We start from the raw sequence: 25405 nt of genomic DNA on the forward strand, positions 1-25405 counted from the left end.
TGGAGGAGCCCTGAAGGAGCCCTGGAGGAGCCGGACGGCATGTTCGAGACCGCCCCAGTAGCCGCAACTCTGTGCGAGTGCCACGAGTCTGCGGGAAACGGACAACCACAACCGCTTGCTGTCGGCATGATGCAAGCCCGCGTGAGCGGAGCGCGGGAAGACATTGGGGGGTCCGGTGGAATTCGTGCAGGCGGTCGGGGCGGGGGATCCGGATCAGGTCGGGCCCTATCGGGTGGTGGGCCGGCTGGGCGCCGGCGGCATGGGCCGGGTGTACCTGGCACGCTCCAAGGGTGGCCGGGCGGTCGCCGTCAAGGTGGTGCGGCCCGAACTGGCGGAGGACCGGGAGTTCCGGCACCGGTTCGCGCGGGAGGTCGCCGCCGCGCGCCGGGTGAACGGGGTGTTCACGGCGGGAGTGGTGGACGCCGACGCGGCGGCGGACCCGCCCTGGCTTGCCACCGCCTACGTGCCGGGCATCTCCCTGGACACCGCCGTGGCGCGCCACGGCGCCTGGGAGGCGGCCCCGGTGACGACCCTCGCGGCCGGCCTGGCCGAGGCGCTGGAGGCCATCCACACGGCAGGGCTCGTGCACCGCGACCTCAAGCCGTCGAACGTGCTGCTCGCGGCCGACGGACCCAGAGTCATCGACTTCGGCATCTCGACGGCCACGGAAGCGAGCGCGATCACCCGTACCGGCGTGGTCATCGGGACGCCCGGATTCATGTCGCCGGAGCAGCTGACGGGCGAGCGGGTCGGACCGGCCGCCGACGTGTTCGCGCTGGGCGCCGTCCTGGCGTTCACGGCATCCGGCTCCGGCCCCTTCGGCACGGGCTCGGCGCAGGGACTCATGTACCGGATCGTGCACGGCGAACCCGATCTCGACGCGGTCCCGGACACGCTGCGCCCACTGGTCGCCCGCTGTCTGGCCAAGAGTCCAGATGTCCGGCCGCGCGTCGACGAACTGCTGGCGGAACTGACGGACGCGGCGGGCACGCCCCGGACGACCCTGCTCTTCACGAGCGCGGCCTGGCTCCCGGACGCGGTGGCGGCGACGGTCCGGGAAGCGCGGGACGGTGCACCCGGGTCCCCGGGCGCAGGCACACCGGCCGCGCCGCGGACGCCACCGCACGGAGCGCCCACGATGACAGGCCCGCGGCCGCCCGTCCCCTCGGTGCCTACGACTCCGCCGCCCGCGTACACCCCCACCGCGTTCGCCGCCGATCCGGGCGGAGGCGGCGCGGGGGCCGGCTTCGGCCCGGTGGGTACGCCGCCGGGTACCGCCCCTGCCAGCCCCTTCGGCACCCCACCGCCGGGAATGCTGCCGACCCCGGTTCCGGGCACGCCCATCGGCCCGCCACGGAGCCGCCCGGGCAGGCGGCGCGTGGCCGTGGTCGCCTCGGCTCTCGCGGCCGTGCTCGCCATCGGGCTGTTCGCCTGGCAGGCGGACGCGCTCTTCGGCCAGGGATCCGGTTCCGATCTCGGCTCCGGCGGCTCGTCGCCGAGCGCCTCGGACTCGACGTCCTCGTACTCCAGCACACCGACGCCCTCGGACACCGACGTCGTCGGACCCGCCTCCGACAGCCCGTACGAGAGCCCCTCCGACACCTACAGTCCGTCCGCGACGCCGTCCGACACCCCGAGCGACACCCCCTCCGACGACTCGTCGCCCACCGACGAGGTGACTGATCTGTCGGGCCAGTGGGACGGCAGCTACGTCTGCAACCAGGGCATCACGGGTCTCGCGCTCACCATCGAACAGGACGACGACGGCACCGCCGAGGCGGTGTTCTCGTTCTACCCCGCCCCGTCCAACCCGCAGGTCCCGCGTGGCTCCTTCGCGATGGAGGGGACGTTCGTGGACGGCGTCCTGACTCTGCGTGCCACTCACTGGATCAACCAGCCGCCCAACTTCCAGGCCGTCAACCTCCAGGCCAGTTACGACACGTCGACCCCCGACCACCTGGACGGTCTGATCTACGGAGCGAACTGCACGACCTTCTCGACAGAGCGCTCCTGAACACCCGCAGCCCCCTGCGTGAGAGACCGGCGCCATAGGTGCGGGTGTTCGCGGTGCTGGCGGACCCGACGACCCACTCCGGACCCGACGATCCACTCCGGACCCGACGATCCACTCCGGGATCGACGGCACCGGCTGCTGGGTCCAGGAGTCCGTCGCCCGGGCGCCGCTGGCCGATGGGGGCGCCGCAGTCCATCCGGGAACACCTCCACCTCCCGCCCTTCGGCCCGGAGCATCTCGCCAACTCGCTGCACCATCTGGCCGAGATCGCCGCGGCAGGATGAGAGAGAAGCTCCCGCCGACTCGTTGCGCGAAAAGGTATTTCGTGACCTCCTCAAGGGGTCGCTACGTTCGGATTCATGGAGTCGAAATTCCCTACGGCCGAAGAACTCACGGCTGCCCTGCGTGCCGGTGAAGTGACCTCGGCGGAACTGACCGACGAGGCGATCGCCCGGATCGAGCGCGACGACAAGGCGATCAATTCGATCTGTGTGCCGGACTTCGACCGGGCGCGGGCCGCCGCACGCGGCGCCGACCAAGCGCGCGCCCGCGGTGAGGACCGGCCGCTGCTCGGTGTTCCGGTGACGGTCAAAGAGTCCTACGACATCGCCGGGCTGCCCACGACCTGGGGCATACCGGCACACCGGAATTACCTGCCGGCCGAGGACGCGGTGCAGGTGTCGCGGCTCAAGGCCGCGGGCGCGGTGGTGCTCGGCAAGACGAATGTCCCCTTGGGGTTGCAAGATCTGCAGAGCTTCAACGAGATCCACGGCACCACGAACAACCCGTGGGACCACGCTCGCACCCCGGGCGGATCGTCCGGCGGATCAGCGGCGGCCCTGGCGTCCGGATTCGGGGCGCTGTCCATCGGCTCCGACATCGCCGGTTCGCTGCGCACCCCCGCACATTTCTGCGGTGTCTACGCCCACAAGCCGACGATCGGCCTGGCGGCGATCCGCGGCATGGTCCCGCCGCCCGCACCGGCCCTGCCGACCGAATCAGACCTCGCCGTCGTCGGTCCGATGGCGCGCACGGCCCGCGACCTCACCCTTCTGCTCGACGTCATGGCCGGACCGGACCCGCTGACGCTCGGTGTGGCGCACAACGTGACGCTGCCGCCCGCGCGCCACGAGAGACTCCGCGACTTCCGGGTCCTGGTCCTCGACACCCATCCGCTCATTCCGACCGGGTCCGCGGTGCGGGCGGGCGTGGACCGGGTCGCCGACGCGCTGGTCGACGGCGGCGCCCGCGTCGAACGGCACAGCCCGCTGCTGCCCGATCCGACCGAAGCCGCCCTGCTCTACACGCAGTTGCTGTTCTCGAGCACCGTCGCACGTTTTCCCGTCGAATCGTACGAGCAGCTGCGGACCCGCGCCGCCGGGCTGAGCGCCGACGACCAGAGCCTCGACGCGGCACGGCTGCGCGGCATGGTGTTCAGCCACCGCGACTGGATCGAGGCGAACACGCGCCGCGAGCTCCACCGCCACGGCTGGCGTCAGTTCTTCGCGGCGTTCGACGCCGTGGTGTGTCCCATCACGCCCACTCCCGCGTTCCCGCACGACCACGACCCCGATCCGATGGCGCGCCGCATCGACATCGACGGGGACGCGTACCCCTACTTCGACCAGCTCGTCTGGGCAGGCCTGGCCACCATGCCCGGTCTCCCCGCCACCGCCGTACCAGCGGGCCGGTCCTCCGAGGGCCTGCCGGTGGGCGTGCAGCTCATCGGCCCGATGTTCGAGGACCGCACTCCGCTGCGGCTGGCCGAGCTGCTCGAGGAGAGGATCGGCGGCTTCCAGGCTCCGAGGTAGCACGTGCTGTCGAGACAGCGTGGCGGCACAGGTCCCACACCTACTGGGCGCTGTTCTTGCCGAGAGCGGTATCGAGAGCCTCGGGGAGAGTGCGGGTCACCTCGTCGCCCAGTTTCTCGAACTCGCGCCGCAGCACGGGCTCGGCGAGCTTGGCCCACCAGGGATGGAAGGCGATGGTGGCCCGGTAGATGATCTCCGTGACCGCGCCATGGCTCTGGAAGGTCAGGTCATCGGTCGACGTGGCGGTCTTGTTCTCGCCGACGAAGACGAGCCGGTCGGCACGCATGCGTTCCAGACGGTAGACGAGCTCCGTCTCGCGACCGCGGAACACCGAGACGTTGTGCCAGGTGGCGCCTTCGCGCACCGGGTCGTTGTCGGTGCCGCCGGTGCGGCTGCACGCGGTCGTTCCGGGATCCCACTGCTCCGTATGCGCGAAGTCGGCCAGGTAGCGCACCACTTGGTCCAGGGGATGGGGGACGGTCAGAGTTCGTGTCACGCGCACAGTCATTCCGCATGAGTGCCCCTCAGCGGTGCCGAGCACGCATCATCGAACGCCTCAGTCCATCTGATCTTCGCGCGAGCGGTCGGACGGGTGCCCGATTGTGCTTCAGGGGCGTACGAGGTGACGTAAGGCGCGACGGGCCAACGGGGCGTACGCCAGGACGACGAGCACAGGCCCTTCGATCCGCAGGCGCGTCACGGCGCCTGTACCCCCGCTCGGCCGGACCGCGTGCCACAAGCGCATACGGGCCGGTCCCGCCTGCACGCGCCAGCTCCATGTGCGGGCGCGGTGGTCAACTGCTGTGACGACGAACCGCACGGCCGGCCCGGCCACGGGACGCAATCGCCCCCGCATCCCGGCCCGCAGCTCGTGCTCCGTCTCCACGGACCGGATCTGCGGGGCCCACGTCGGCCAGAGAGCGGGCTGCGCGTAGCGCTGCCACACCGTGTCCACGTCCGCGGCGCCCTGTGCCCGCAACGTCAGCCTCATTCCTCCACGGTGCCTGCGCGATGCCGCGTACGCCACTTGCGGGCGGTGATCCGGAACTCCCGGCCGATGCCCTGCACGGTAAACGTTGAACCAGAACCCATTCCAACGACGTTCCCTGACGCAGGCGTTGACATGTCCAGCGCCCTTCGGGAGCCTGTGAGGGCGTTCTTCCAACGATGTAACAACGCGTTCGGTCGAGCGTGACGGTCAGGGTCTCCAACGCCACCGCCACCCTGCCGGACATCGCCGCGCCGCGGATCCTTCCTGCCGGCCGGGCGCCGTCCGAGCAGCGGCCGACAAGGGAAAGAGCCCATGAAACTCTTCAGACGCTCGGTAGGTCTCGGCGCCCTCGCACTGGCGGGCGCACTCGCCGTTCCGCTGTCCCTGTCGATGCCCGACACCGCCCGGGGAGCGTCTCCCGCGCGAGCGGAATCAGTGCAGGGCGCGATCGGCCTCAAGGGCGCGGATCCCAGCGTGCTGCGGGTCGGCAGCACCTATATCGCCGTCAAGTCGGCCGACGGAGGCATCGTCGTACGGCAGGCGTCGTCGCTGGACGGTCTCGCCTCCGCGCCCGCGAAGAAGGTCTGGTCGGACACCCGTGACCTGGGTGAGGTCTGGGCCCCGGAGATCGTCCGGGACGGCGGGCGTTACTACATCTACTTCTCGGCGGGCCGCAGTGCCGCCCACCGGATGTACGTCATCAGCTCCGCCGCCCCCGACAGCGGCTACACGGCGGAGAAGAAACTGGCGCTGCCGGACGACAAGTGGGCCATCGACGGCACCCTGTTCACGTTCCAGGGGCAGCGCTGGTTCGTCTGGTCGGGCTGGGCCGGGGACACGAACGTCGAGCAGAACCTCTACATCGCCCGCATGAGCGACCCGACCACCCCGACCGGCAACCGGTCGATCATCTCGCAGCCCCGCGAGAGCTGGGAGCGCGTGGTCGGCGATCCGTACATCAACGAGGCTCCCGAAGCCATCAAGGACCCGAACGGCCAACTGCACATCGTCTACTCCGCCAACGGCAGTTGGAGCAGCCAGTACTGCCTGGCCGATCTGCGACTGCGAGCGGGCGGGGACCCCACGTACGTGTGGGACTGGTACAAGTCGAACGGCTGCCTGTTCGGTTCCCACCGCGAGACGATGATGACCGGCTGGGATCCGACGCTGTACGTCGACGGCCCGGGCCATCACAGCTTCGTCCTGCTCGACGGCGACATCAACACGAGTCCGCCGGCCGGCAGCAAGTTCCCCTCCATGTTCCACGCGGTGGCCAAGGGGACGCCGTACTCCTGGGAGAACCGCGCCTGGTACAGCGGCTCGTTCGTCTGGTGGGGCGACACCACCTACCGGCGGGCCAACGTCCCCGGCGCCGAGACCAACACCGGATGGAGCCTCAAGTTCTTCGAGTGACGTCCTGAGTCCCCACCTCACCCGCCCTGGCGAGGTGACCGGCGATGACGACGAGGAGCCTTTGTGATCACACGCAGAACGGCCGTCGCGAGCGGCCTGGGCCTGGCCGCCTCTCTGCTCCTGCCCAGTACGCGAGCATCCGCGGCACCTGCACGGCCCTCCACCTCTGCCGCCCTTCCCGAGGACCTGTCGCGGGCGGTCGTGGACAGCACGTTGGCCCGCATCCCCGACCCCGCCGACTTCGGGGCCTGGGGCTATCCGCAGGGGCTCTTCCTCCTCGGCGCCCACCGCGTCCACCAGCGGCTGGGGGAGCCGTCCTACCTCGACTACATCCGGCGGTGGGTGGACCGCTCCGTCGACGCGAACGGCCACATCGACAACAGCTTCGACACCCTGGACTCGATGCAGCCCGGCAACCTGCTGCTCGTCCTCCACGAGGAGACTGGCGACCCGCGCTACCGCATCGCGGCCGACAGCATCAGGCAGCGCTTCACCACCTATCCGCGCACCGCGGACGGCGCGATGTGGCACGGCACGAGCAAGACCAACGAACTCTGGGCGGACGGCGTCTTCATGGCCCAGCCCTTCCTGCTGCGCTACGGACTCGCCTACGGCGACGAGCAGTACGCTTACGAGCAGGTCACCCGGAACCTCACGACCTACTTCGCCCACCAGAAGGCGGACAACGGCCTGCTCTACCATGCCTTCGATGCCGACGGGGACGCCCCGTGGCACCCGGACCCGGCCACCGGCACGTCCGGCTACTTCTGGGGGCGGGCCATCGGCTGGACGGCCATGACCCACATAGAGGTGCTGGAACTCCTGCCGGCCGATCACCCGAGCCGCCCCCGCCTCATCGAGAACGTGCGCCACCTGGCGCGCGGCTTCGTCCGGTACCAGGACCCCGCCAGCGGCCGCTGGTTCCAGGTCGTCGACCGTGGCGAGGACGACAGGAACTGGACCGAGACGTCCGCTTCCGCGATGTACACGCTGATGCTGAGCGAGGCCGTGCGGCAGGGCTACGTGCAGGGGGCCGAGTACGAGCGGGCCGCCCGGCGAGGACTCGAAGGCGTGCTCGCGAAGGTGACGGCGAGCGGTGACGGGATGGTCGACGTGCATGACATCTCGGTGGGCACGAACGTCGGGGACCTGGAGTTCTACTACGAGCGTGCGCGCAGCACCAACGACCTCCATGGCCTGGGCGCCCTGCTCCTGATGAACGAGAGGCTGAGGCACTGACGTTCGCCGGTCCGGCGGCGCTCTGGACGACGTCCTGCCGTGGGGCGGCCGTGGTGGTGGGCGCCACGGGCCGTCGCCGGAGCGCTATCGCTGGGGCAGGGTGAGGATCTCGGCTCCGTCCTCGGTGATGGCGATGGTGTGCTCACTGTGCGCTGTCCGGCAGCCCGTGGCGCTGCGCAGTGTCCATCCGTCGGCATCGGTGACGAGCTTGGCGGTGTCCGCCATGACCCACGGCTCCAGTGCCAGCAGCAGCCCGGGGCGGAGCGTGTATCCGCGGCCGGGCCGCCCGGTGTTCGGAACGTGCGGGTCCTGGTGCATCGTCGACCCGATGCCGTGGCCGCCGAACTCTGTGTTGATCGGGTACCCCGCCTCGCTGAGAACCGTGCCGATGGCGTGGGAGATGTCGCCGATGCGCGCCCCGGGCCCGGCGGCGGCGATCCCCGCGGCCAGCGCGCGTTCGGTCGTACGGATCATCGCGATGCTCTCCGCGGGCTTCGCGTCGCCCACGATGAAGCTGATCGCGGCGTCTGCGGCGACCCCGTTCTTGGAGACGGCGAGGTCGAGTGTCAGCAGATCGCCGTCGGCGAGCGTGTAGTCGTACGGCCTTCCGTGGAGCACGGCGTCGTTCACGGCCGTGCAGATGTAGTGGCCGAACGGGCCACGTCCGAAGGACGGCGCGTAGTCGACGTAGCAGGACTGTGCTCCCGCCTCGGCGATCATGGTCTTGGTCCACCGGTCGATGTCCAGAAGGCTCGTGCCGATCGTGCTGCGGCTCTTCATCGCCTGGAGGATGTCGGCGACCAGGGCGCCTGTTTCCTTCGCTCGGGTCAGCAGGGTGGGGTTCAGGATCTCGATCATGTGCCGCTCTTCTCCGGGGACCAATAACTATACCGTCCATACTGTACCGGTATTAGAATCGGGAGATGGTCGGGCGTGAGCGGCTTTCGCACGAGACGTCCTCGATGATCTCGAGTCCTGCCGGGCCGTGGGCGGTGCCGCGGTCGACGAGACGGGAGGGCCGGGACGCGGTGGTAGCGCGTCCCGGCCCTCCCGTCTTGAACAGGTCCAGACCGAGACCGGGCGCCTCTCGGCTTTCCGTCAGGACAATCTGCGCACTGTACGGAAGCCGTGGCGAGCGGGCTCAGGCGACCGGTTCCGGGGCGCCGCGGTCCGAAGAGACCGGGGTGTCCGGGACATCGGCCGGGAGCTGCGAGAGCGGGCCACGGTTGTACTGCGCGGCGACCAGGGCCGCGGCCTCCTCCGGGGTGGAGACGGAGGGCGGGGAGCCCTCCAGCGGCTGCTGCGCCGTCTCCTTGATGAACACCACCGCGACCGCGCCGACCACGGCCGCCAGCATGATGTAGAACGCCGGCATGAGGTTGTTGCCGGTGGCGCTCGTCAGCCCCTCCATCACCAGCGGCGTGGTGCCGCCGAAGAGAGAGCCGGCGACGTTGAAGGAGATCGCGAGCGCCGAGTAGCGCACCTCCGTCGGGAAGAGCGCCGGCAGCACGGCGGACATCGTCGCGAGGAACGTCAGCAGGCACAGCCCGAGCAGCAGCAGACCGGCGTAGATCGCCACGTGACCGCCGGAGCGCAGCAGCAGGAACGCCGGCACGGTCAGTACGACGAAACCGGCCATGCCGGTGAGCAGTACGGGCTTGCGGCCGATGCGGTCGGAAAGGGTGCCGAGCGGGTGCACCAGGCACATCAGCACGACCATGACGACGACGATCGCGACGAGCCCGGCGGTGGAGCCGTACTTCAGCTCGTCGGTCAGGTACGTCGGCATGTACGACAGCAGGCCGTAGTCGGCGATGTCGTAGGCGGCGACGAGGATCATGCACAGCAGCAGCGCGCGCCAGTGGTCGCGGAAGAACGGGCCGAAGCGGAACTTCGGGCGCGCGGCACCGCGCTCCTGCTCGCGCTCCAGCTCCTGGAAGGCCGGGGTGTCCTCCAGCTTGAGCCGCATGTACATACCGATCAGACCGAGCGGACCGGCGACGAGGAACGGCACGCGCCAGCCCCAGGAGGTCATGGCACCGTCGTCCAGGACGGTCGTCAGCACGGTGACGAGGCCGGCCGCGCCCACGTATCCGGCGAGCGTGCCGAACTCCAGGTAGCTGCCGAAGAAGCCGCGCTTCTTGTCGGGCGCGTACTCGGCGATGAACGTGGCGGCGCCGCCGTACTCACCGCCGGTCGAGAAGCCCTGGATGACGCGGAAGAGGAGCAGCAGGACCGGCGCCCAGATGCCGATGGCGGCGTACGAGGGCACCAGGCCGATGCCGAAGGTGCCGAGCGCCATCATGATCATGGTGAGGGACAGGACCTTCTTGCGGCCGATGCGGTCGCCGAGCGGCCCGAAGACGAACCCGCCGATCGGGCGCAGCAGGAAGGCCGCGGCGAAGGCGCCGAAGGAGGCGAGGGTCTGGGCCGTCGGATTCCCCGAGGGGAAGAACACCTGGCCCAGGGTGACGGCCATGTAGGAGTAGATACCGAAGTCGAACCACTCCATGGCGTTGCCGAGCATCGCGGCCTTCACCGCGCGCCGCACCGCCGGTTCCTCGGTCACCGTGATGTCACTGCGCCGCAGCTTGGGGTTGCGCCGCCGCTCGATCGCCCGGAACAGGCCGCGGTGGCGGCGCACCGCCTCCGGATTCCATTCCGGCTCACTGTCACTAGCCGCCTGCGTCGTCTCCGCGCTCACGGACGGACTTCCTTCCTCTGGCTTGCCTCCGGACGGGGCGCGCGGCTTTCCCGGCACGCACCGTCGATCTCCACGATCGACATGGCGCCTCCTCGGTAGGAGGCGCATCATCGTCCGAACAGAAGGTGAATACCTTCAGGCAGCCTCGCGTGCCCGCTGATCGCCACTTTCACGCAGCCCAGACGTGACAGCCCCGGTGAGGAAGGTCACGACGACCGGTGTCCGGGGCCGGATCAGGGACCTTTCGCCGCTCATGCGGTCACGATGCCGTCCAGGGCTCGGGCGATGCCCGTGTTGAGATCGGTGTGGTATCCGGCGTGGAAGGCGTGGTGGTACGCGGATTCACCGAGTGCCGTGCGGGTGCGGGTGACGCAGTCCTCGTGGGCCGCCACCCACGTGGGGATGCCGACCTGAGGCCTGCCGAGGGTGTCCCAGAGCTGGTGGGCCAGACCGAGCAGCCGAGCCGCCTGCTCGGCCTGGCCGTCGGCGATGGCGCACTGGGCGATCGCCTCCAGGCACATACCGGAGCCGAAGCTGTCGTTCATGCGGTGCTTGACCGTCAGCGATGCCCGGGCGGAGAGCTCGGCGGCCTGGATGCGCCCCAGGGCGAGTTCCGCCTGCGCCCGGATGGAGTCGCCCCAGGCCCGCATCCACTTCTCGCCCGACGCGTCGCACACCTGCCGCATCTCGTCCAGGCCGGTGAGAGCGTCCTCGGGCATCCCCATGGCGATGCGCGCGTGGCTGCCGACGGAGAGTGAACCCAGACCGGGAACGCTGAGCATGGCCTCGGGGGAGGGGCTGTGCCGGGCGTGCAGCTCATCGGTCAGTTTCAGCAGCGTGGCCGCGTCGCCGCGAAGCGCCGCCGTCACGGCCGCGACGGATTTCGCGAGGCTGTCCTCGGCCTCGCCGAACCGCGCGGCCAGGGCGGTGCACTCGGCGGAACATTCCTCCAGCGCCGGCAGGTCGCCCAGCTCGGTGAGGACCAGGCCCTGGGCGTAGAGAGCCTTCAGTCTCAGCGGGCTGGGTCCCGTGAACGCTGCCAGGGCGCGATCGAGGTAGTGCCTGCCCTCCCGGGCAAGTCCGCACGCGTACCAGAGGAACCAGAGATCTCCGGCCATCCCCAGGCCGATACGGCTGTCGGCGGAGCCGAGGCAGGAATCCAGGGCGAGCCGGAGGTTGTCGAGTTCGGCGTGCATCCGGTCGTACCAGATGTACTGGTCGGGCCCCATCCAGGCGGCGTCGCCGTCGCGGGCGAGTCGCACGTACCAGGTGCGGTGGCGGCGGCGGAACTCGCGCCCTTCGCCCAGACTCCGCAGCCAGCCCTCTCCGTACTCGCGGATCGTGTCGAGCATCCGGTAGCGCTCGCCGACGGCGGTCGGCTCCCACGTGATGATCGACTTCTCGGCGAGCCCGGCCAGCAGCTGAGGAATCTCCTTCTCCGCCAGGCGGTCATCGGCGCAGACCTGGAGGGCGCCCTCGGCGTCGAAGCTCCCCACGAACACCGAAAGGCGTGCCCACAGCAGCCGCTCGGCCGGCGTGCACAACTGGTGGCTCCAACCGATCGCGGTGCGCAGCGCCTGATGCCATTGGGGATCCGCCTGCGCGATCGCGGCCTCGGCCTCGGCCTCGCCGAGCACCATGAACCGGTCCGACACCCGGTCGGCGAGCCGGTCCGCCAGCTCGGCCGGGGACAGCTCCGGCAGCCGGGCCGCGGCCAGCTCGATCGCCAGCGGCAGTCCCTCCAACTGCCGGCACAGACGCTCCAGATCGGGCCGGTCGGCCTCGGTGATCACGAACCCGGGCACCGCGTCCGCCGCCCGCTCGGCCAGCAGCACCAGGGCGTCCGCTTCCGGGCCGCTGCCCGGCCCCGCGGCCGGCCCGGGAACCGGCAGCGGCTCCACGGTCAGCACCTCTTCCGCCGCCATTCCCAGCCGACGTCGACTCGTGGCCAGGACCCGCAGTTCCGGTGCGGCCCCGACCAACCGCTCCACCACCGGCCGCAGTTCCTGCGTGAGGTGCTCGCACGTGTCCAGGACCAGCAGCGTCTTCCGCTCGGCGAGATAGCGCGCCAAGGCCTCGATCACGGGTATGGCGGTCTGGTGCGCCATCGGCAGCGCCTCGGCGATGGCGTGGGGCAGCAGTTCCCCGTCGCGCAGGCCCGACAGCGCGACCCACCACGCCCCGTCCCGGAACTCCGGCTGCAGCTGAGCGGCGACGCTCTGGGCCAGCCGGGTCTTGCCGACCCCGCCGACCCCCGCGAGCGTCACCACCCGGTGCGACTCAAGCGCCTGCGCGACCTGTGTCAGCTCTGTCCGACGGCCGACCAGTTCTCCGGTCGCCCGGGGCAACTCGCCCACCCGTCGCTCTCGTTGCTCGTCCGCCGCCATCGCTCCACTCCCGCGCCTAGGCCTCTTTCCACGTCAGTGCTATCAACTCGGCGGGGCCCGGGGGAGGGTTATCACTCGATCCGTCGATCCCTTCAGCGGAGCCCGGCGACGGTTCCTGCAGACGTCGTTGCGGAGCGGGCGCATAAAGTCGTCGGCATGGCACTGCGACCGGTCATGGTGAACATCAAGGCGCTCGACGGCTCGGCGGTCGGCCGTTTCTGGGCGGAGGCACTCGGCTGGTGCGCCTACAGCCCCGGCGTGACCACCTACGTAGGCCCTCCCGGCGGCATGGTCTGGCCGCATCCGATTGCCCTCGGCATCGACGTCGTTCCCGTCCCGGAACCCAAGACGGCGACGAAGAACCGCGTGCACCTCGATCTCGCCACCACCTCCACTGCCCATCAGGCGGAGCTGGTCGCGCGGCTGAAGGCTCTCGGTGCGACGCCCGTCGACGTCGGTCAGGGCAAGGTGCCGTGGACGGTCCTCGCCGACCCCGAGGGCAACGAGTTCTGTGTGCTGGAGCCCCGCGAGAGCTACCGGGACACCGGACCGATCGCCGCGGTGGTGGTCGACTGCACGGATCCGCGGGCCATGGCCCGGTTCTGGGGCGAGGCGACGGACTGGACCCTGCGCGAGGTGACCGACGACCTTGCGGTGCTGCGCTCCGTCAAGGACGTCGGCCCGTATCTCGAGTTCCTCCGCACGCCCGGCGGAAAGAAGGCGCCTGACCGCGTGCATCTCGACCTGCTGCCCTACCCCGGTGACGACAAAGCGGCCGAGGTGACCCGGCTGCGGGCCCTCGGCGCCACCGACCTCGACCTCGGCCAGGGCGACGTGCCGTGGACGTGCCTGACCGACCCGGACGGCCACGAGTTCTGCGTCCTCGCCCTGTCCTGACGCGGAGCCTCGACGACACCCCGACAGGTGAGCTCCGCGCGCGCATGCGCCATGAACCCGGGTGGACCGGGCCGCCCCTTTTCCGGCGCCGATGAGCTGCCGAAGCCGCGCCGGCCCGCCACCTGCCGTGCCCGTTCTGTGACGAGATCGGCATGAACCCGCGGGGGGCACATCTCTAGCGTGGGCCCATGATCGTATGGCTCAACGGCACCCATGGCGCAGGGAAGACGACGACCAGTCCGCTCGTGCAGCAACTGATCCCGGATTCACGGGTGTTCGACGCCGAGAAGGTCGGCGAAACGCTCATGGACATCACGCCGGGACTGCCCGAGACGGACAACTTCCAGCACTGGCCGCCGTGGCGGGTGCTCGTCGTCGAGACCGCCCGCCACGTACTCGACTACACCGGCGGCACCCTCGTGGTGCCCATGACCGTCCTGGTCGAGGAGTACTGGCGCGAGATCAGCACGGGCCTCGCCCACCACCACATTCCGGTACGGCACTTCGTCCTCCACGCGGACCAGGAAACCCTCCGCGGACGCATCGAGGGGGACACCGTCATGGGCCCCTCACCGTTCCGCCTCAAGTACCTCGAACCCTATGCCGAGGCGGCCCGCACATGGCTCCACAGGGAGGCCGAGGTCGTCGACACCACACACATCACGCCTGCTCAGGCAGCGCTGCAGATCGCGGAGGCCGTCAAGAACTGAGGCCCGCCCGGCACGTGGAATCACCGTGGTGATCTGGTTCCTGATCCTCTGACCCGGCCTGCGCGTCAGATCGTCGCTGATCCGACCTTCGATCGGTGAGGAAGAGGCGGCGGCGGAAGAGAGGGGGACCGTCGCCGCCTCAAGCAATCTCACCGGAGAGGCATCTCGGCTCGTGTCCCCTCATGGTGCGGGCCCGAGGCGTTGCGGCCTATCCGCCGACCGGGGGGAGGCGACCGGCCGACCGGCGGGGTCCCGGCACCGACCGCCCGAGGCCGTCCCGGGCCGCATCCAGGAAAGCCTGCCGCTGTCCCACCTTCGTGGGTACCGGGGGGACGGATCGGCCGCTCGTGCTCGCTCGTACGCGAAGATACGAGGGTGGACACCGCGAAGATCGAACTTGCCCTGCAGCGCTACCAGGACGCCGTCGCCGCACTCGACGCCGCCCGCACCGACCTGGAGGCCGAAGCGGTCGCGACACTGCGCTCCGGTGACGGGAGCCCCGAGGACTGGGCGCAGATGTCCAGCCTGACCGGTTGGACGCAGCAGGAACTCGACCGTCTGATGCGTGCAGGGGACGCCCTCGACCTGTGATGCCCGGCGCACCCCGCACGGCATGAGACAGGCCGAAAATCTCCAACGGGCCGGAGCGGGGCGCGTCGGACAAGCTGTGCGAGAGGGCCGAGCTGCCCCGCGCCGCTGAAGGCCCCGAGGGCGACGAACCCCCTGAAACGCAAGAGCGCACCGACTCTTGACGCCCTTTCACCCCTTGAGTACAACGATGTAAATCGGTTCGTCTTCCCCATCCGCACCACTGATCCCCCGCGCCCCCACCCACCGATGGCCGTCGTCCCCCACCACAGCCTCATACGGTCCTCCTCGCACCATCCGCCCGGGACGGCGTGCCCTCAGGTGGCGCGTGGGCTCCTGAGGAGGCTTGATGCACCCGCAGTTCCCCATGCACCGATCGCGACCGGTTCCCCTGGGCAGGGCGGCCCTGTTCACCGTGGTGGTCCTCGGGCTCCTTGTCTCCCTGCTGGGCGGCGTGCAGTCCGGCACCGCGCACGCGGCGACCGGTACTCCGCTGCGTGACGACACCGGCCTGTATCCACGTGTCGTACGCCTCGAACACAACGGGTCGGCCAACGGCCGGGTCCTGGCCTCGGTCGTCTCCTTCTCCGGGAACAACGGCCTGGGCGCGATCCACGAGAGCACGGACGGTGGCAGCACCTTCCGTCAGGTCGGCACGGTCACGGACCCGGAGGCCGCCGGCGGCCAAGGGCTGTGCTGCTCAACCCTGTTCGAGCTCCCGCGCCAGATCGGTGCCCTGCCGGCGGGCACCCTGCTGTGGGCGGCCTCGGTCGGCCAGGACGAGCCGAACCGCCGCATGGCCCTGCGTGTCTTCAAGAGCACGGACATCGGCCGCAGCTGGAGCTACCTGTCCACCGTGGCGACCGCGAACAACGACAAGGGTCTGTGGGAACCGGAGTTCTCCGTCGACTCCGCGGGTGAACTCGTCGCGCACTACTCCGACGAGACCGATCCCGCGCACAGCCAGAAGCTGATGGCCGCCCGGTCCACGGACGGTGTCGGCTGGTCCGGCCACCACGCCACCATCGCGAGCAACCTGGCGTCGGACCGTCCGGGCATGGCCGTCGTACGGCGTCTGGCCAACGGGACGTACTTCATGACGTACGAGATCTGCGCGGCGGCCGGGCAGTACGTGTGCGTCGTGCACTACCGCACCTCGCCGGACGGCTGGGACTGGGGCGACCCCGCCCACTTGGGATACCGGCCGGAGACCGCTGACGGCAAGTACTTCAAGCACGCCCCCACCGTGGCCTGGGCGCCACTGAACGGCTCCGCCACGGGCCGCCTCTACCTGGTGGGCCAGGTCATGCACAACGCGGACGACTCCGTCGCGACGGGCAGCGGCCGTACCGTCTGGGTCAACGACGCGGGCGGAGCGGGCGCCTGGCGGGAGATCGCCGCACCCGTCGCGGTGTCCTCGACCACCGTCGACTACTGCCCCAACTACAGCTCGGCGCTGCTGCCTTCGACGGACGGCCGGAGCCTGCTGGAGATCGCCACGGACTACGACGGCACGGTCTGCAAGCCGTACTACGCCACGGGCGCGGTTCCCTCCCCGTAACCGCGACCGTTCCGAAGCGCCGCGGCCCTGCCCCGTCCGGCTTTGGCGGGCCGCGGTGCTTCCGCGTTGCGGGAGCATCGGAAGGTGGTGCCCACAACTCCTGGGTCCGGAGCATGTGGGCGGCACTCTGGCGATCACGCTACGGCGGGTTGCACCATCGACTGCGGCGTCAGGGGGATGACGATGGACGAGTTCACTGCGAGCGAATTGGACCAGAGCCTTCGGGGCGTCATCAGGGCGAGTCGCACCGTGCGTGCTGATCCACGGCGAGTGGAGGAGCTGTACACGGCCTTTCGGCAAGTGACCGGCTGGGGCGAACCGCCCCGGAATCAGGACCCGCAGCAACTTGCCTTGTCTGCTTTCAGGTTGGCTGCTCACATCCGTTCCGGCTCGTGGGAGATGATGAGGATCAGAGCGCCTCGTCTTCCCAAGGACTCGTGGGAGGCCCAGAGCGCCGCACGGATCCAGTGTTCGGTCGCATGCTCTGATGCGCCCGGGCTTCCGGTTCCTCCTGACGGCGAAGTGGGGATCGTCCGGTGCGACCTGCGCGCCGCGGGCGTGGACCCCGGGTCCTTCACCGACAAGATGATGAGTTACGTCCTCGGCGAGCTCTGCCCGGTCCCGGCGCTCTTGCTCGAACCCTTCATCGCAGAGGCCGCCGAGGCCGTCCGGGTGGTCCGCACGGACCATCTCTGCAAGTTGTGGGGCCAGGTCTACAGGCCGGGCCAGCCTCCTCGTCCGACCTTGCCCCCGATCGAGCCCCCACAGGGCCCACCGCAGCCTCCGCAGCCCGAGCCCGGGTTCGGTGGGCCGCCACCGCTCTGATGGCGCCTCCGAAGGGAGTTCGCCGCCCGACGGCCGGGCGACAGTACCCGGCTGATCATGTAACTCCCTGTTGAACCAATGGTGATGGGCTGCTTGACCTGGGGTCGGTGGCGTACTGTCACCCGGCAACTGCAAGGAGAGACCAGAGATGATCAAGGGGCGGGACTGTGGCTGACAGCCGGGACACCTGGTGGGAAGAAGCGGCGTGCAGGACGGCAGACCCGGAGCAGCTGTTCGTCGAGGGTGCCGCGCAGACCCGTGCCACGCGAATCTGTGCCGGCTGTCTGGTGCGGACCGAGTGCCTGGCCCATGCGCTGGACCAGCGGGTCGAGTACGGGGTCTGGGGTGGCATGACCGAACGCGAGCGCCGCGCGCTGCTGCGTCGGCGCCCGACGGTCACCTCGTGGCGTCGGCTTCTGGAGACGGCGCGAGCCGAGCACGGCCGTCAGTCGGCACGGGACGCCGCGGCCTCCTGACCGAACAGGGTCGAGGACGACGAGGACGACGGAAGCGGGTCCCGCGTCAGGGGGAGGACGCGGGACCCGCTGGTGTGGGGGACGTGGCGGTCTGGTGTGAGCCTCCGTCGTCCGTCAGACGGCCTGGGCGTTGATGGTCACCGGGATGTTGCCGCGAGTGGCCTTGGAGTACGGGCAGAGCCGGTGTGCGGCGGCGCCCAGCGTCTCGGCGGTCGTCCGGTCGACGCCGCCCAGTTCCAGGTTGAGCACGGCGGCGAGGCCGAACTCGCCGTCTTCACCGTGGTTGAGGGTCATCTCGACCGTGATGGCGGTGCTGGTCAGCCTCACCTTGCGCTGTGCCGCGGCCCGGCGCACCGCGCCCAGGAAGCAGGCGCCCCAGCCGGCCGCGAACAGCTGCTCCGGGTTGGTGGCCGTTCCGCTGCCTCCCAGCTCCTTCGGTATGGACAGCGAGGTCTCGAGCAGGCCGTCCGAGGACTCGACGCGACCACCGTTGCGGCCTTCGCCGTTCACCTGCACAACGCCCGTGTAGCTGACTGCCATTGGGTTGGCTCCATCTCGTAGGTAACGCCACCTGCCGCCGGGGAGCCCATTGCTGTCACCCGTTCAGAAGGTGGCATCACGATGACACCTCCGTGCGTCACCTGTCAAACAGGTTACGTGTGTAGTGATGTGGCCGGCTTGTCGGGTAACCGTCTTGACTGGTTATCCAGCTTGTGTCAAAGTCGTCACCATCCAAGCCGGTCACTTCTCTGCGAGGAATCCCATGGCAGTCGTTCGCTTTCACCTCATCTCGTCGCTCAGCCCCGCGGAGGCGATGGAGGTGCTGACCGACTTCGGTCCCGGTCGCGCCGAGAGCTGGCCGAGCATCGATGCCGATCACTTCACCGTGCACGAGCTCGGGGACACCTGGGCCGAGGTCACCGAAGGGACCAGTGCCGCCTGGGAGCGGGCGCGTTACGAGTGGGATGCCGTGGCCGACGAGGTCACCGTCACCACCCACGACTCCAAGCTCTTCGGGGCGGGCGGCGGCTGGGTCTTCCGGATGAGTCCCGAAGGCGAGGGCTCGCGCATCGACGTCGAACTCACGCGGACGCCCACCGATTTCAAGGGCAAGGTGCTCGCTTCGCTTCTTCCGCTCGTCGGTCCCTCCTCCCTCCGTAAGTCCTTCTCCGGCCCACTCAAGGCCATATAGCCCGGCGTCGCGGTGGTCTTGCGCCGGTCGACCGTTACCCGGCGCAGCCCCCTGAAGCGTGCGTGCAAGTGCTCGATCTTCATCACCTGTCAAGAAAGTGGCGTACGTGTGAGGTGTGCTCGCGTACGTCTTCGCGTGAGGCGAGAGGAACGCTGTGATCAGCAGACGTAGGGTGACGCAGGCCATGGCGATGGCGGCGGGTGCGGTCGGTCTCTCCGTCGTGGAGCAGGCCCAGGCCCAGGGGGCGACCCCGACGACCGCGCCGAGCGGGGGCGTGTCGCGGTCGGGGCGGGGGCTGGGGTCCGTGCGCCGTGTGCGTACCGACGTCCTGGACATCGCCTACCACGACGTCGGGCCGGCGAACGGGGTGCCGGTGATCCTCCTGCATGGCTGGCCCTTCAGTCCGGTCGGTTCGTACGCGGAGGTGGCACCGGCGCTCGCCGCGCGCGGCTACCGGTGCTACATCCCCTACCTACGAGGACACGGGGAGACCTCCTTCCTCCGTGACGACACCTTTCGATCCGGTGAACAGGCCGCCCTCGGCGCGGACTTGATCGCCTTCATGGACGCGCTGCACATCGGGCGGGCGCTGTATGCGGGGTACGACTGGGGCGGGCGCGCCGCCAACGTGGCCGCGGCGCTGTGGCCGGATCGCTGCTCGGGTCTGGTGTCCGTGAACGGCTACCTCATCCAGGACCTCGCGGTCGCCGACGAACCGTTGGCACCCTCCGTCGAGTCGGGCTACTGGTACTTCTTCTACTTCCTCACCGAGCGGGGGCGGAAGGGGCTGGCACGGAACAAGGAAGCCCTGGCCCGCGTCGTGTGGCAGCGCAACTCGCCCGCATGGCATTTCACCGAAGCGGAGTTCGCGCAGGCCGCGCAGCTGTGGGCCAACCCCGACCACGTCGATGTCGTGATCCACAGCTATCGCCACCGGCTGGGCGCCGCGTCCGGTGCGCCGCGTTACGCGGAACTGGAGCGACGGCTGCTCGCCCAGCCGAAGATCGCCGCTCCCACGGTCACGCTGGACGGCAAGGCCGACGGCGTCACGCCGTGGACGGACGGCAGCGGCTACGCGCCGCACTACTCCGGGCCTTGGGCGCACCACGTGGTCCCGGGCGCGGGCCACAACCTTCCGCAGGAGCGACCCGAGGCGTTCATCTCCGCGATCCTGGAGGTCGGCCATCTGAGCTGATCCCCGACTGTCCTTGCGTCGGTGTCGAGTTCGGGCCGCCACGGCATCATGCCGTGGCGGCCTCGGTGCGTTGCACCCCTTCCACGTTCCTGCCGCGCACCGCGTGAGTGTGCGAGACATATTTGTTACCGGTCGGGTGAGGGTGGGGCTTGCTCGCGCATGCGTCACCTGTCAAAGTGGTTACGCGGACAGGATGGGAGACCGGACCTGTTCCGCTCACTCGACGATCCATGACACGAGCCACGCGGGCCGTGCGGGATCACGGCCAGGGAGGCAGCGCCATGCGCAGCAGCAATCCGATCTTCACCCGGCGAGGTTTCCGACGCGGCAACGGCTCGGCCGCGTCCGCGGCCCGGCAGCCCCAGCCGGCGGGCGCCGCCGTCGGCGCCGATCCGTCCGGCGGACCACTGACCAACCCGTACGCCCGGCCGTCCGCCGAACCGTTCGCGGCCGACGCGCAGGGCGGGGGCGCGACGATGACGATCGACGACGTCGTGGTCCGTACCGCGGCCACCCTCGGCACGGTCGTGCTGACGGCCGCGCTCTCGTGGGTCCTGCTGCCCGTCGACGACGGGCGCGTCGGACGCGCCTTCGCTATCGGCACCGTCGCCGCCCTCGTCGCGTTCGCCCTGTCCATGGCCCAGGCCTTTCGGCGCTCGCCCTCCCCGGCCCTGATCCTGGGCTACGCGGCCTTCGAAGGTGTCTTCCTCGGAGTCATCTCCAGCGCCACCTCGACCTACATCGCACCGGGTGTCGTCATTCAGGCGGTCCTCGGCACGATGGCCGTGTTCGCCGGTGTGCTGATCGCCTACAAGCGGCGCTGGATACGCGTCACCCGACGCTTCTACGGATTCGTGCTCGGAGCAGCCGTCGGCTTCCTGCTGCTGATGGTGGCCGACCTCCTGTTCTCCGCCTTCGGCGCCGGCAACGGCCTCGGCTTCGACACCGGTGTCACCGGCGTACTGTTCGGCGTCGTCGGCATCGTGCTCGGCGCGTGCTTCCTGGCTCTGGACTTCAAGCAGGTCGAGGACGGCATCGCCTTCGGCGCCCCGCGGGAAGACTCCTGGTTCGCGGCCTTCGGCCTCACCACCACCCTCGTGTGGATCTACCTCGAAGCGCTCCGGCTCCTGTCGATTCTGCGGGGCGACGACTGACAACCAGCTGCCCGCCCCTTCCCCGGGCGCGGGCAGTCCGCGTGGGCGCCGATCGCCCGCGCCTCGGGCGGACACACATGACACGACGCGCCCGGCGACACGTATCGGACATGCCCCGGACGCTGTGCCGGAGCGGCCAAGCGGAAGGGCAGGCCATGAGCACCGTGGCAACGGATGCCGAAGGCGCCGAGGACGAAGCGCTGACCCTCGCGGCTCAGCGAGGCGAGGTCGCCGCCCTCGCGCAGTTGCTGGAGCGCCACCGGCCGGGAATGCGGGCGGTCGCACTGAGCGTGCTGGGGCCCGGCCCCGACGTGGACGACGTGCTGCAGGAGGCGGCGCTGGTGGCGCTGCGCCGCATCGGAGACGTGCGGAATCCGGCGGTCGTGGGCCCGTGGCTGCGCATGGTGGTACGCAACGCCGGCCGGGCGGTGCTGCGCGACGCGAGGCGGATCGAGCCGGTCGCGGAGGTGCCGGCGCCGCCCCGGTCGGCCACACCCGAGCAGGTGCTCGACCGGCACGCCATGCGGGACTGGATCTGGAACGCCGTGGAGGCCTTGTCCCCGGCGCTGCAACTGCCCGTCGTCCTGCGCTACTTCTCCCTGCGCCTGACGTCGAACCAGCAGATCGCCCGGGCCTGCGGGATTCCGGTGGGCACGGTCCGCAGTCGGCTCAGCCAGGCGCGGGCGCAGCTCGCCCGGACGCTGGAGGCCACCGCCGAGGCCGCACACGAGGAGGCCCGCGGACCCACCCGGGCGTCCTGGGCGGAGGCGCGGGAGACCCTGGCCGCCGCGGAGCGGGGAGTTCGCGAAAGTGGTCGTGGACCGCTACGCACGGGACGTGTCACTTCGCGCCGGGAACGAGGTGCTCGGCGGAACGGCCCTCCTGCTCGCCGGTATGGACAGTGATCTGTCCGCCGGGGTCCGCCAGCGCCCCGTCCATGTGATCGCGGGGCGCTCCCTCGTCGTGTGGGAGATGGACCTCATCAACCCGCCCGACGCCCCCGACCACTGCCCGCCCGGTGTCGCCTGGATCATGACGCTCGATCAGGGCCGGGTGAAACGTCTGACCCTGTGTCACACGCCACGCCCCCGCTCCGGGGATGAGGGTGTCGCCGCGTGAGGTATGTCATGGGTTGCCGTGGGGCGCCACGTGTGACGGATCCTCGACGCCGGGCCATGGCCGATTTGTTGCTTCCTTCCCGTTGAAACGTGAAGCACAGTGGCTCGGGCAGTACCACTGCTTCGCTCTCTTCTCAGAGCGACACACATGTCGTACCCGAGCCCAGAGGTGAGACACATGACGTACCGGCACGTGAGAATCGCCGCCATCGCGGCGGCGGTGGCGGCCCTGGGTGCCGTGGGTACCGCCCAGGCTCATGCGGCCGCCCCCGGCGGTGTCACCTTCTACACGGGGAGCAACCGGACCGGCACCGCCGTCGCGGCCGACCTCGGTCAGGACGGAGTGTGCCGGGAGCTGTCCGCCCCGGCCCGGTCCTTCTTCGCCGTCTCGGACAAAGACGTCGATGTCTTCTTCAACGCGGACTGCCGACCCGGCGCCCCCGGCCAGGAGGGCGATCTCTTCTACCGCACGGGAACGCTCGGGCAGGGCAACTTCCCTTACGCCGCCGTCAGTTACCGGGTCCACTCGGTCGACTGATCCCTGCGACGATTCACCGCGAAGGCGGCCTGCGTGATCGGCTCACGCGGGCCGTCCGACGCCGTGCAACAGGGTGTCCACCACCAGGTCGGCGGCTTGCGCGGCGCTGCTGTCCGGCAGCTGCTGCGAGGCGAGGTGCAGCAGCTGCGGCAGCAGGATGCCTGCCCAGCCCTTGGGCAGGTCGGCCCGGAGCAGCCCCTCGTCCGTGGCGCGCTCCAGGAAGACCTCGACCTCTTGGATCAGCTGGTTGCGACGCTCATGGATGGTCTCCTCGGCCCGCATGCGCGTCAGCTCCACGGGCCAGGTGCGATTGACCTCGATGATCCCTTCCACGTACCGGTGCAGGGCCACCGCGATCGGTGCCTCGCGCAGCCGGGCGGCTTCGATGGCGGCCTCGACGGCGTCCAGCCGGGACGCGTAGATGGCGGCCAGCAGTGCCTCGCGCGAGGCGAAGCGCCGGTAGACGGTCCGGCGGTCGACGCCGGCCTCCGTGGCGATGGCGCCGATGCTCGCCGACGGGTCGTCGGCGAGCATGCGCGCCCCTGTCTTCAGGACGGCTTCCAGATTGCGTGCTGCGTCGGCTCTCACGCGTCCACTGTAGTGCGTCCGTGACTTTTGAGCGCACTAGTGCCTCGGCGTTGAGGCTGTTGGAACATCAGGCGCCGCATGTGTGTATGGGCTCCTGTCTCACCGTCATGTGACTGATGTGGGGGAGTGGAGGTGCGGGCCAAGGTGTGAGGTGTTCGATCTGTCGGGCGGAGGAGTGGTCGGCGCCGTGTCGTCACCTACTTGACAGGTGACGATGAGAGTCGGCATGTTAGTGACCACCTGGAGAAGTTGCCCAGCGAGGAGCCCCGTCGGCGGGCGGCTCAGGGCGTCGATTGCGTACATATGGAGAGGGATCTCGTGTTCAACATCAAGCGTGCGGGCAAGCGTCGGGTCGTCACCGGAATCGGGGCCGCTGTCGCGGCGGGAGCCGCCTTCGGGGCCATCGCGCTGACGAGCACCGCCAACGCCGACGATGCGGCCGCGACCACGGGGCAGCGCAAGGCCAAGCCGACCGTCGTGCTGGAGCACGGCGCGTTCGCCGACTCCTCCAGTTGGAACGGCGTGATCGAGCGGCTGCGTGCCGACGGCTATCCCGTCGTCGCCGCGGCGAACCCCCTGCGCGGCCCCCACAGCGACGCAGTCGCCCTGAGCGGCGTCCTGGATCACATCAAGGGCCCCAAGATCCTCGTCGGTCACTCCTACGGAGGTTCAGTGATCAGTGAGGCCGCCGCCAGGCGAACCGACGTCAAGGCACTGGTCTACGTGGCCGCGTTCCTGCCCGCCCCTGGAGAGACCGCCCTGGAACTGACCAACAAGTACCCCGGTTCCACGCTCCCGGACGCCCTCGACCCCGCCCCCGTCACCAACCCCGACGGCACCCAGGGAAGCGACCTCTATATCCAGCAGGACAAGTTCCGCCACCAGTTCGCCGCCGACGTGCCGCGCAACACCGCCGACCTGGCCGCCGTCACTCAACGTCCCATCGCCCAGGCCGCGCTGGAGGAGAAGGCCACGGACGCCGCCTGGCAGACCCTCCCGAGCTGGGACATCGTGACCACCCAGGATCTCAACATCCCGGCCTCCGTCCAGCGGTTCATGGCCGAGCGCGCACACGCTCACGTCACCGAGGTCGCCGCCTCGCACTCCGTCGCCGTCTCCCACCCCCGCCTCGTCACCGACACCATCGAGAAGGCCGCCCGCAGCACCCGCTGAGCCCTGATGCCCGAAGGCCCCTCGGACCGGCCCGAGGGGCCTTCGGGCATCCGTGAGCAGATCACGGACACGCCGTCGCCTCCGGCCGCGCACACCTCGCGACGCCCCGACGCACACATGTCTTTGGCTTTGCGCACATGACCTCGGTCCGTCACCCCCGGGGAACGCGCTCTAGAGTGGCGCCATGACCACCCTTAAAGGCCTCATTCTCGACTTCGGCGGAGTGCTGACCACGCCGCTCGTCCCCGCCGCGCTCGCCTTCGAGAAGCGCGAGGGCCTGCCCGAGGGCACCCTGCTCAACGCGCTCTACCTGGACGAGGAGATGATCCGGCGGACCGCGGATCTGGAGCGGGGCGCGATCACGCAGACGCAGTGGAACACCGATGCCGCCGAGCGACTCGGTGTCTCCGCCGTCAACCTGATGGGACGAATCTTCGCCGACCTGCGCCCGGAGCCCTCGGTGCTCTCCGCGGCCGCCGCCGCCCGTCGGGCCGGTGTGAAGGTCGCCATCCTCTCGAACTCGGTCGGCACCCGGCCCTGGGACCTCTACGCCGGATACGAGCTGGAGCGCCGGTTCGACGCCGTCGTGATCTCCGAGGACCACGGTCTGCGCAAGCCGCAGCCGCAGATCTTCGAGCTCGTCCTCGGCATGCTCGAACTCCCCGCGGACCAGTGCGTGTTCGTCGACGACACCGAGCAGCACCTGGCGCCCGCCGCGCAGCTCGGCCTGATCACCGTGCACGCGAAGGAACCCCGCCGGACCGTCGCCGAACTGGAGACCGTGCTCGGCGTCTCCCTGACGGCGGACAACTGACCGGTCCGTCCAGGGCA

Annotated in this window: 24 protein-coding genes; 17 read left to right on the plus strand and 7 right to left on the minus strand. The window is 69.9% G+C overall.

Annotated features, from left to right (window positions below):
• Positions 1–175: 175 nt before the first annotated feature.
• Positions 176–2014: a serine/threonine-protein kinase gene (locus ACQUQD_RS39800; protein WP_428957109.1), complete on the plus strand. Its 1839-nt coding sequence runs from the start codon at positions 176–178 to the stop codon at positions 2012–2014.
• Between the two features lie 359 nt (positions 2015–2373).
• Entirely contained in the window at positions 2374–3825 is a 1452-nt protein-coding gene (locus tag ACQUQD_RS39805; protein WP_428957110.1) for an amidase, read from the plus strand.
• Between the two features lie 40 nt (positions 3826–3865).
• Here the strand turns inward: ACQUQD_RS39805 and ACQUQD_RS39810 are convergent, their stop codons facing one another.
• Positions 3866–4333: an SRPBCC family protein gene (locus ACQUQD_RS39810; RefSeq protein WP_428957111.1), complete on the minus strand. Its 468-nt coding sequence runs from the start codon at positions 4331–4333 to the stop codon at positions 3866–3868.
• Positions 4334–4432: 99 nt separating this feature from the next.
• Positions 4433–4816 carry an SRPBCC family protein gene (locus tag ACQUQD_RS39815; RefSeq protein WP_428957112.1) on the minus strand — a complete coding sequence of 128 codons (384 nt, stop codon included), beginning with the start codon at positions 4814–4816 and terminating at the stop codon, positions 4433–4435.
• Between the two features lie 312 nt (positions 4817–5128).
• Here ACQUQD_RS39815 and ACQUQD_RS39820 point away from each other — a divergent pair, with 312 nt between their 5' ends.
• Positions 5129–6229 (plus strand): glycoside hydrolase family 43 protein, encoded by a 1101-nt coding sequence (locus tag ACQUQD_RS39820; RefSeq protein ID WP_428957113.1) that lies wholly within the window; start codon positions 5129–5131, stop codon positions 6227–6229.
• Positions 6230–6292: 63 nt separating this feature from the next.
• Entirely contained in the window at positions 6293–7468 is a 1176-nt protein-coding gene (locus ACQUQD_RS39825) for a glycoside hydrolase family 88/105 protein (protein WP_428957114.1), read from the plus strand.
• Positions 7469–7552: 84 nt separating this feature from the next.
• Here the strand turns inward: ACQUQD_RS39825 and map are convergent, their stop codons facing one another.
• From map to ACQUQD_RS39840, 3 genes are all read right to left on the minus strand, one after another.
• Positions 7553–8326, minus strand: a complete 774-nt coding sequence (map, locus tag ACQUQD_RS39830) for a type I methionyl aminopeptidase (protein WP_428957115.1) — start codon at positions 8324–8326, stop codon at positions 7553–7555.
• Positions 8327–8609: 283 nt separating this feature from the next.
• The gene (locus ACQUQD_RS39835) at positions 8610–10172 is read right to left on the minus strand and encodes an MFS transporter (RefSeq protein WP_428957116.1); all 1563 of its coding nucleotides are present in this window, start codon (positions 10170–10172) and stop codon (positions 8610–8612) included.
• A 251-nt stretch (positions 10173–10423) separates the two neighbouring features.
• On the minus strand, positions 10424–12559 hold the full coding sequence (locus ACQUQD_RS39840; RefSeq protein WP_428957117.1) for an ATP-binding protein: 2136 nt from the start codon (positions 12557–12559) through the stop codon (positions 10424–10426).
• Between the two features lie 156 nt (positions 12560–12715).
• Between ACQUQD_RS39840 and ACQUQD_RS39845 the strand changes: the two genes are divergently transcribed.
• From ACQUQD_RS39845 to ACQUQD_RS39865, 5 genes are all read left to right on the plus strand, one after another.
• Positions 12716–13456: a VOC family protein gene (locus tag ACQUQD_RS39845; protein WP_428957118.1), complete on the plus strand. Its 741-nt coding sequence runs from the start codon at positions 12716–12718 to the stop codon at positions 13454–13456.
• Between the two features lie 188 nt (positions 13457–13644).
• Complete coding sequence (locus ACQUQD_RS39850; RefSeq protein ID WP_428957119.1) at positions 13645–14166, plus strand: ATP-binding protein; 522 nt, start codon at positions 13645–13647, stop codon at positions 14164–14166.
• A 375-nt stretch (positions 14167–14541) separates the two neighbouring features.
• Positions 14542–14757: a hypothetical protein gene (locus tag ACQUQD_RS39855; protein ID WP_428957120.1), complete on the plus strand. Its 216-nt coding sequence runs from the start codon at positions 14542–14544 to the stop codon at positions 14755–14757.
• Between the two features lie 346 nt (positions 14758–15103).
• Positions 15104–16315, plus strand: coding sequence for an exo-alpha-sialidase (locus tag ACQUQD_RS39860; RefSeq protein ID WP_428957121.1), 1212 nt, complete (start codon positions 15104–15106; stop codon positions 16313–16315).
• Between the two features lie 992 nt (positions 16316–17307).
• Positions 17308–17616 carry a WhiB family transcriptional regulator gene (locus ACQUQD_RS39865; RefSeq protein ID WP_428957122.1) on the plus strand — a complete coding sequence of 103 codons (309 nt, stop codon included), beginning with the start codon at positions 17308–17310 and terminating at the stop codon, positions 17614–17616.
• Positions 17617–17730: 114 nt separating this feature from the next.
• Here ACQUQD_RS39865 and ACQUQD_RS39870 read toward each other — a convergent pair whose 3' ends face one another.
• On the minus strand, positions 17731–18156 hold the full coding sequence (locus tag ACQUQD_RS39870) for an organic hydroperoxide resistance protein (RefSeq protein ID WP_428957123.1): 426 nt from the start codon (positions 18154–18156) through the stop codon (positions 17731–17733).
• A gap of 223 nt (positions 18157–18379) precedes the next feature.
• Here ACQUQD_RS39870 and ACQUQD_RS39875 point away from each other — a divergent pair, with 223 nt between their 5' ends.
• The 6 genes from ACQUQD_RS39875 (at position 18380) to ACQUQD_RS39900 (ending at position 22813) form a co-directional block, all read left to right on the plus strand.
• Positions 18380–18808 carry a hypothetical protein gene (locus ACQUQD_RS39875; protein WP_428957124.1) on the plus strand — a complete coding sequence of 143 codons (429 nt, stop codon included), beginning with the start codon at positions 18380–18382 and terminating at the stop codon, positions 18806–18808.
• 154 nt (positions 18809–18962) lie between these two features.
• Complete coding sequence (locus ACQUQD_RS39880; protein WP_428957125.1) at positions 18963–20003, plus strand: alpha/beta fold hydrolase; 1041 nt, start codon at positions 18963–18965, stop codon at positions 20001–20003.
• A gap of 281 nt (positions 20004–20284) precedes the next feature.
• Entirely contained in the window at positions 20285–21157 is an 873-nt protein-coding gene (locus tag ACQUQD_RS39885; RefSeq protein WP_428957126.1) for a Bax inhibitor-1/YccA family protein, read from the plus strand.
• Between the two features lie 155 nt (positions 21158–21312).
• A complete protein-coding gene (locus tag ACQUQD_RS39890; protein WP_428957127.1) occupies positions 21313–22062 on the plus strand; it encodes an RNA polymerase sigma factor in 750 nt (249 codons plus the stop codon).
• The gene (locus ACQUQD_RS39895; RefSeq protein WP_428957128.1) at positions 22052–22276 is read left to right on the plus strand and encodes a hypothetical protein; all 225 of its coding nucleotides are present in this window, start codon (positions 22052–22054) and stop codon (positions 22274–22276) included. The genes ACQUQD_RS39890 and ACQUQD_RS39895 overlap by 11 nt, the downstream gene beginning before the upstream one ends.
• Positions 22277–22453: 177 nt before the next feature.
• Positions 22454–22813: a hypothetical protein gene (locus ACQUQD_RS39900; protein ID WP_428957129.1), complete on the plus strand. Its 360-nt coding sequence runs from the start codon at positions 22454–22456 to the stop codon at positions 22811–22813.
• Between the two features lie 42 nt (positions 22814–22855).
• On the opposite strand, the gene ACQUQD_RS39905 is transcribed toward ACQUQD_RS39900, so the two are convergent.
• A complete protein-coding gene (locus ACQUQD_RS39905; protein ID WP_428957771.1) occupies positions 22856–23347 on the minus strand; it encodes a TetR/AcrR family transcriptional regulator in 492 nt (163 codons plus the stop codon).
• Positions 23348–23719: 372 nt separating this feature from the next.
• Between ACQUQD_RS39905 and ACQUQD_RS39910 the strand changes: the two genes are divergently transcribed.
• Positions 23720–24574, plus strand: coding sequence for an alpha/beta fold hydrolase (locus ACQUQD_RS39910; protein ID WP_428957130.1), 855 nt, complete (start codon positions 23720–23722; stop codon positions 24572–24574).
• A gap of 184 nt (positions 24575–24758) precedes the next feature.
• Positions 24759–25388, plus strand: coding sequence for an HAD-IA family hydrolase (locus ACQUQD_RS39915; RefSeq protein WP_428957131.1), 630 nt, complete (start codon positions 24759–24761; stop codon positions 25386–25388).
• The last annotated feature ends 17 nt before the right edge of the window (positions 25389–25405 follow it).

The sequence above is a fragment of the Streptomyces sp. cg35 genome, from assembly GCF_050410835.1.
Classification (GTDB): domain Bacteria; phylum Actinomycetota; class Actinomycetes; order Streptomycetales; family Streptomycetaceae; genus Streptomyces.

Bases quoted from the DNA above. Each gene is read 5' to 3' on its own strand.
- ACQUQD_RS39860 (WP_428957121.1), top strand. From the start codon at position 15,104: ATGCACCCGCAGTTCCCCATGCACCGATCGCGACCGGTTCCCCTGGGC.
- ACQUQD_RS39900 (WP_428957129.1), top strand. From the start codon at position 22,454: ATGACGTACCGGCACGTGAGAATCGCCGCCATCGCGGCGGCGGTGGCG.
- ACQUQD_RS39885 (WP_428957126.1), top strand. From the start codon at position 20,285: ATGCGCAGCAGCAATCCGATCTTCACCCGGCGAGGTTTCCGACGCGGC.
- ACQUQD_RS39810 (WP_428957111.1), bottom strand. From the start codon at position 4,333: ATGACTGTGCGCGTGACACGAACTCTGACCGTCCCCCATCCCCTGGAC.
- ACQUQD_RS39905 (WP_428957771.1), bottom strand. From the start codon at position 23,347: ATGCTCGCCGACGACCCGTCGGCGAGCATCGGCGCCATCGCCACGGAG.
- ACQUQD_RS39850 (WP_428957119.1), top strand. From the start codon at position 13,645: ATGATCGTATGGCTCAACGGCACCCATGGCGCAGGGAAGACGACGACC.
- ACQUQD_RS39895 (WP_428957128.1), top strand. From the start codon at position 22,052: ATGGACAGTGATCTGTCCGCCGGGGTCCGCCAGCGCCCCGTCCATGTG.
- ACQUQD_RS39890 (WP_428957127.1), top strand. From the start codon at position 21,313: ATGAGCACCGTGGCAACGGATGCCGAAGGCGCCGAGGACGAAGCGCTG.
- ACQUQD_RS39870 (WP_428957123.1), bottom strand. From the start codon at position 18,156: ATGGCAGTCAGCTACACGGGCGTTGTGCAGGTGAACGGCGAAGGCCGC.
- ACQUQD_RS39915 (WP_428957131.1), top strand. From the start codon at position 24,759: ATGACCACCCTTAAAGGCCTCATTCTCGACTTCGGCGGAGTGCTGACC.
- ACQUQD_RS39815 (WP_428957112.1), bottom strand. From the start codon at position 4,816: ATGAGGCTGACGTTGCGGGCACAGGGCGCCGCGGACGTGGACACGGTG.
- map (WP_428957115.1), bottom strand. From the start codon at position 8,326: ATGATCGAGATCCTGAACCCCACCCTGCTGACCCGAGCGAAGGAAACA.
- ACQUQD_RS39845 (WP_428957118.1), top strand. From the start codon at position 12,716: ATGGCACTGCGACCGGTCATGGTGAACATCAAGGCGCTCGACGGCTCG.
- ACQUQD_RS39820 (WP_428957113.1), top strand. From the start codon at position 5,129: ATGAAACTCTTCAGACGCTCGGTAGGTCTCGGCGCCCTCGCACTGGCG.
- ACQUQD_RS39805 (WP_428957110.1), top strand. From the start codon at position 2,374: ATGGAGTCGAAATTCCCTACGGCCGAAGAACTCACGGCTGCCCTGCGT.
- ACQUQD_RS39840 (WP_428957117.1), bottom strand. From the start codon at position 12,559: ATGGCGGCGGACGAGCAACGAGAGCGACGGGTGGGCGAGTTGCCCCGG.
- ACQUQD_RS39875 (WP_428957124.1), top strand. From the start codon at position 18,380: ATGGCAGTCGTTCGCTTTCACCTCATCTCGTCGCTCAGCCCCGCGGAG.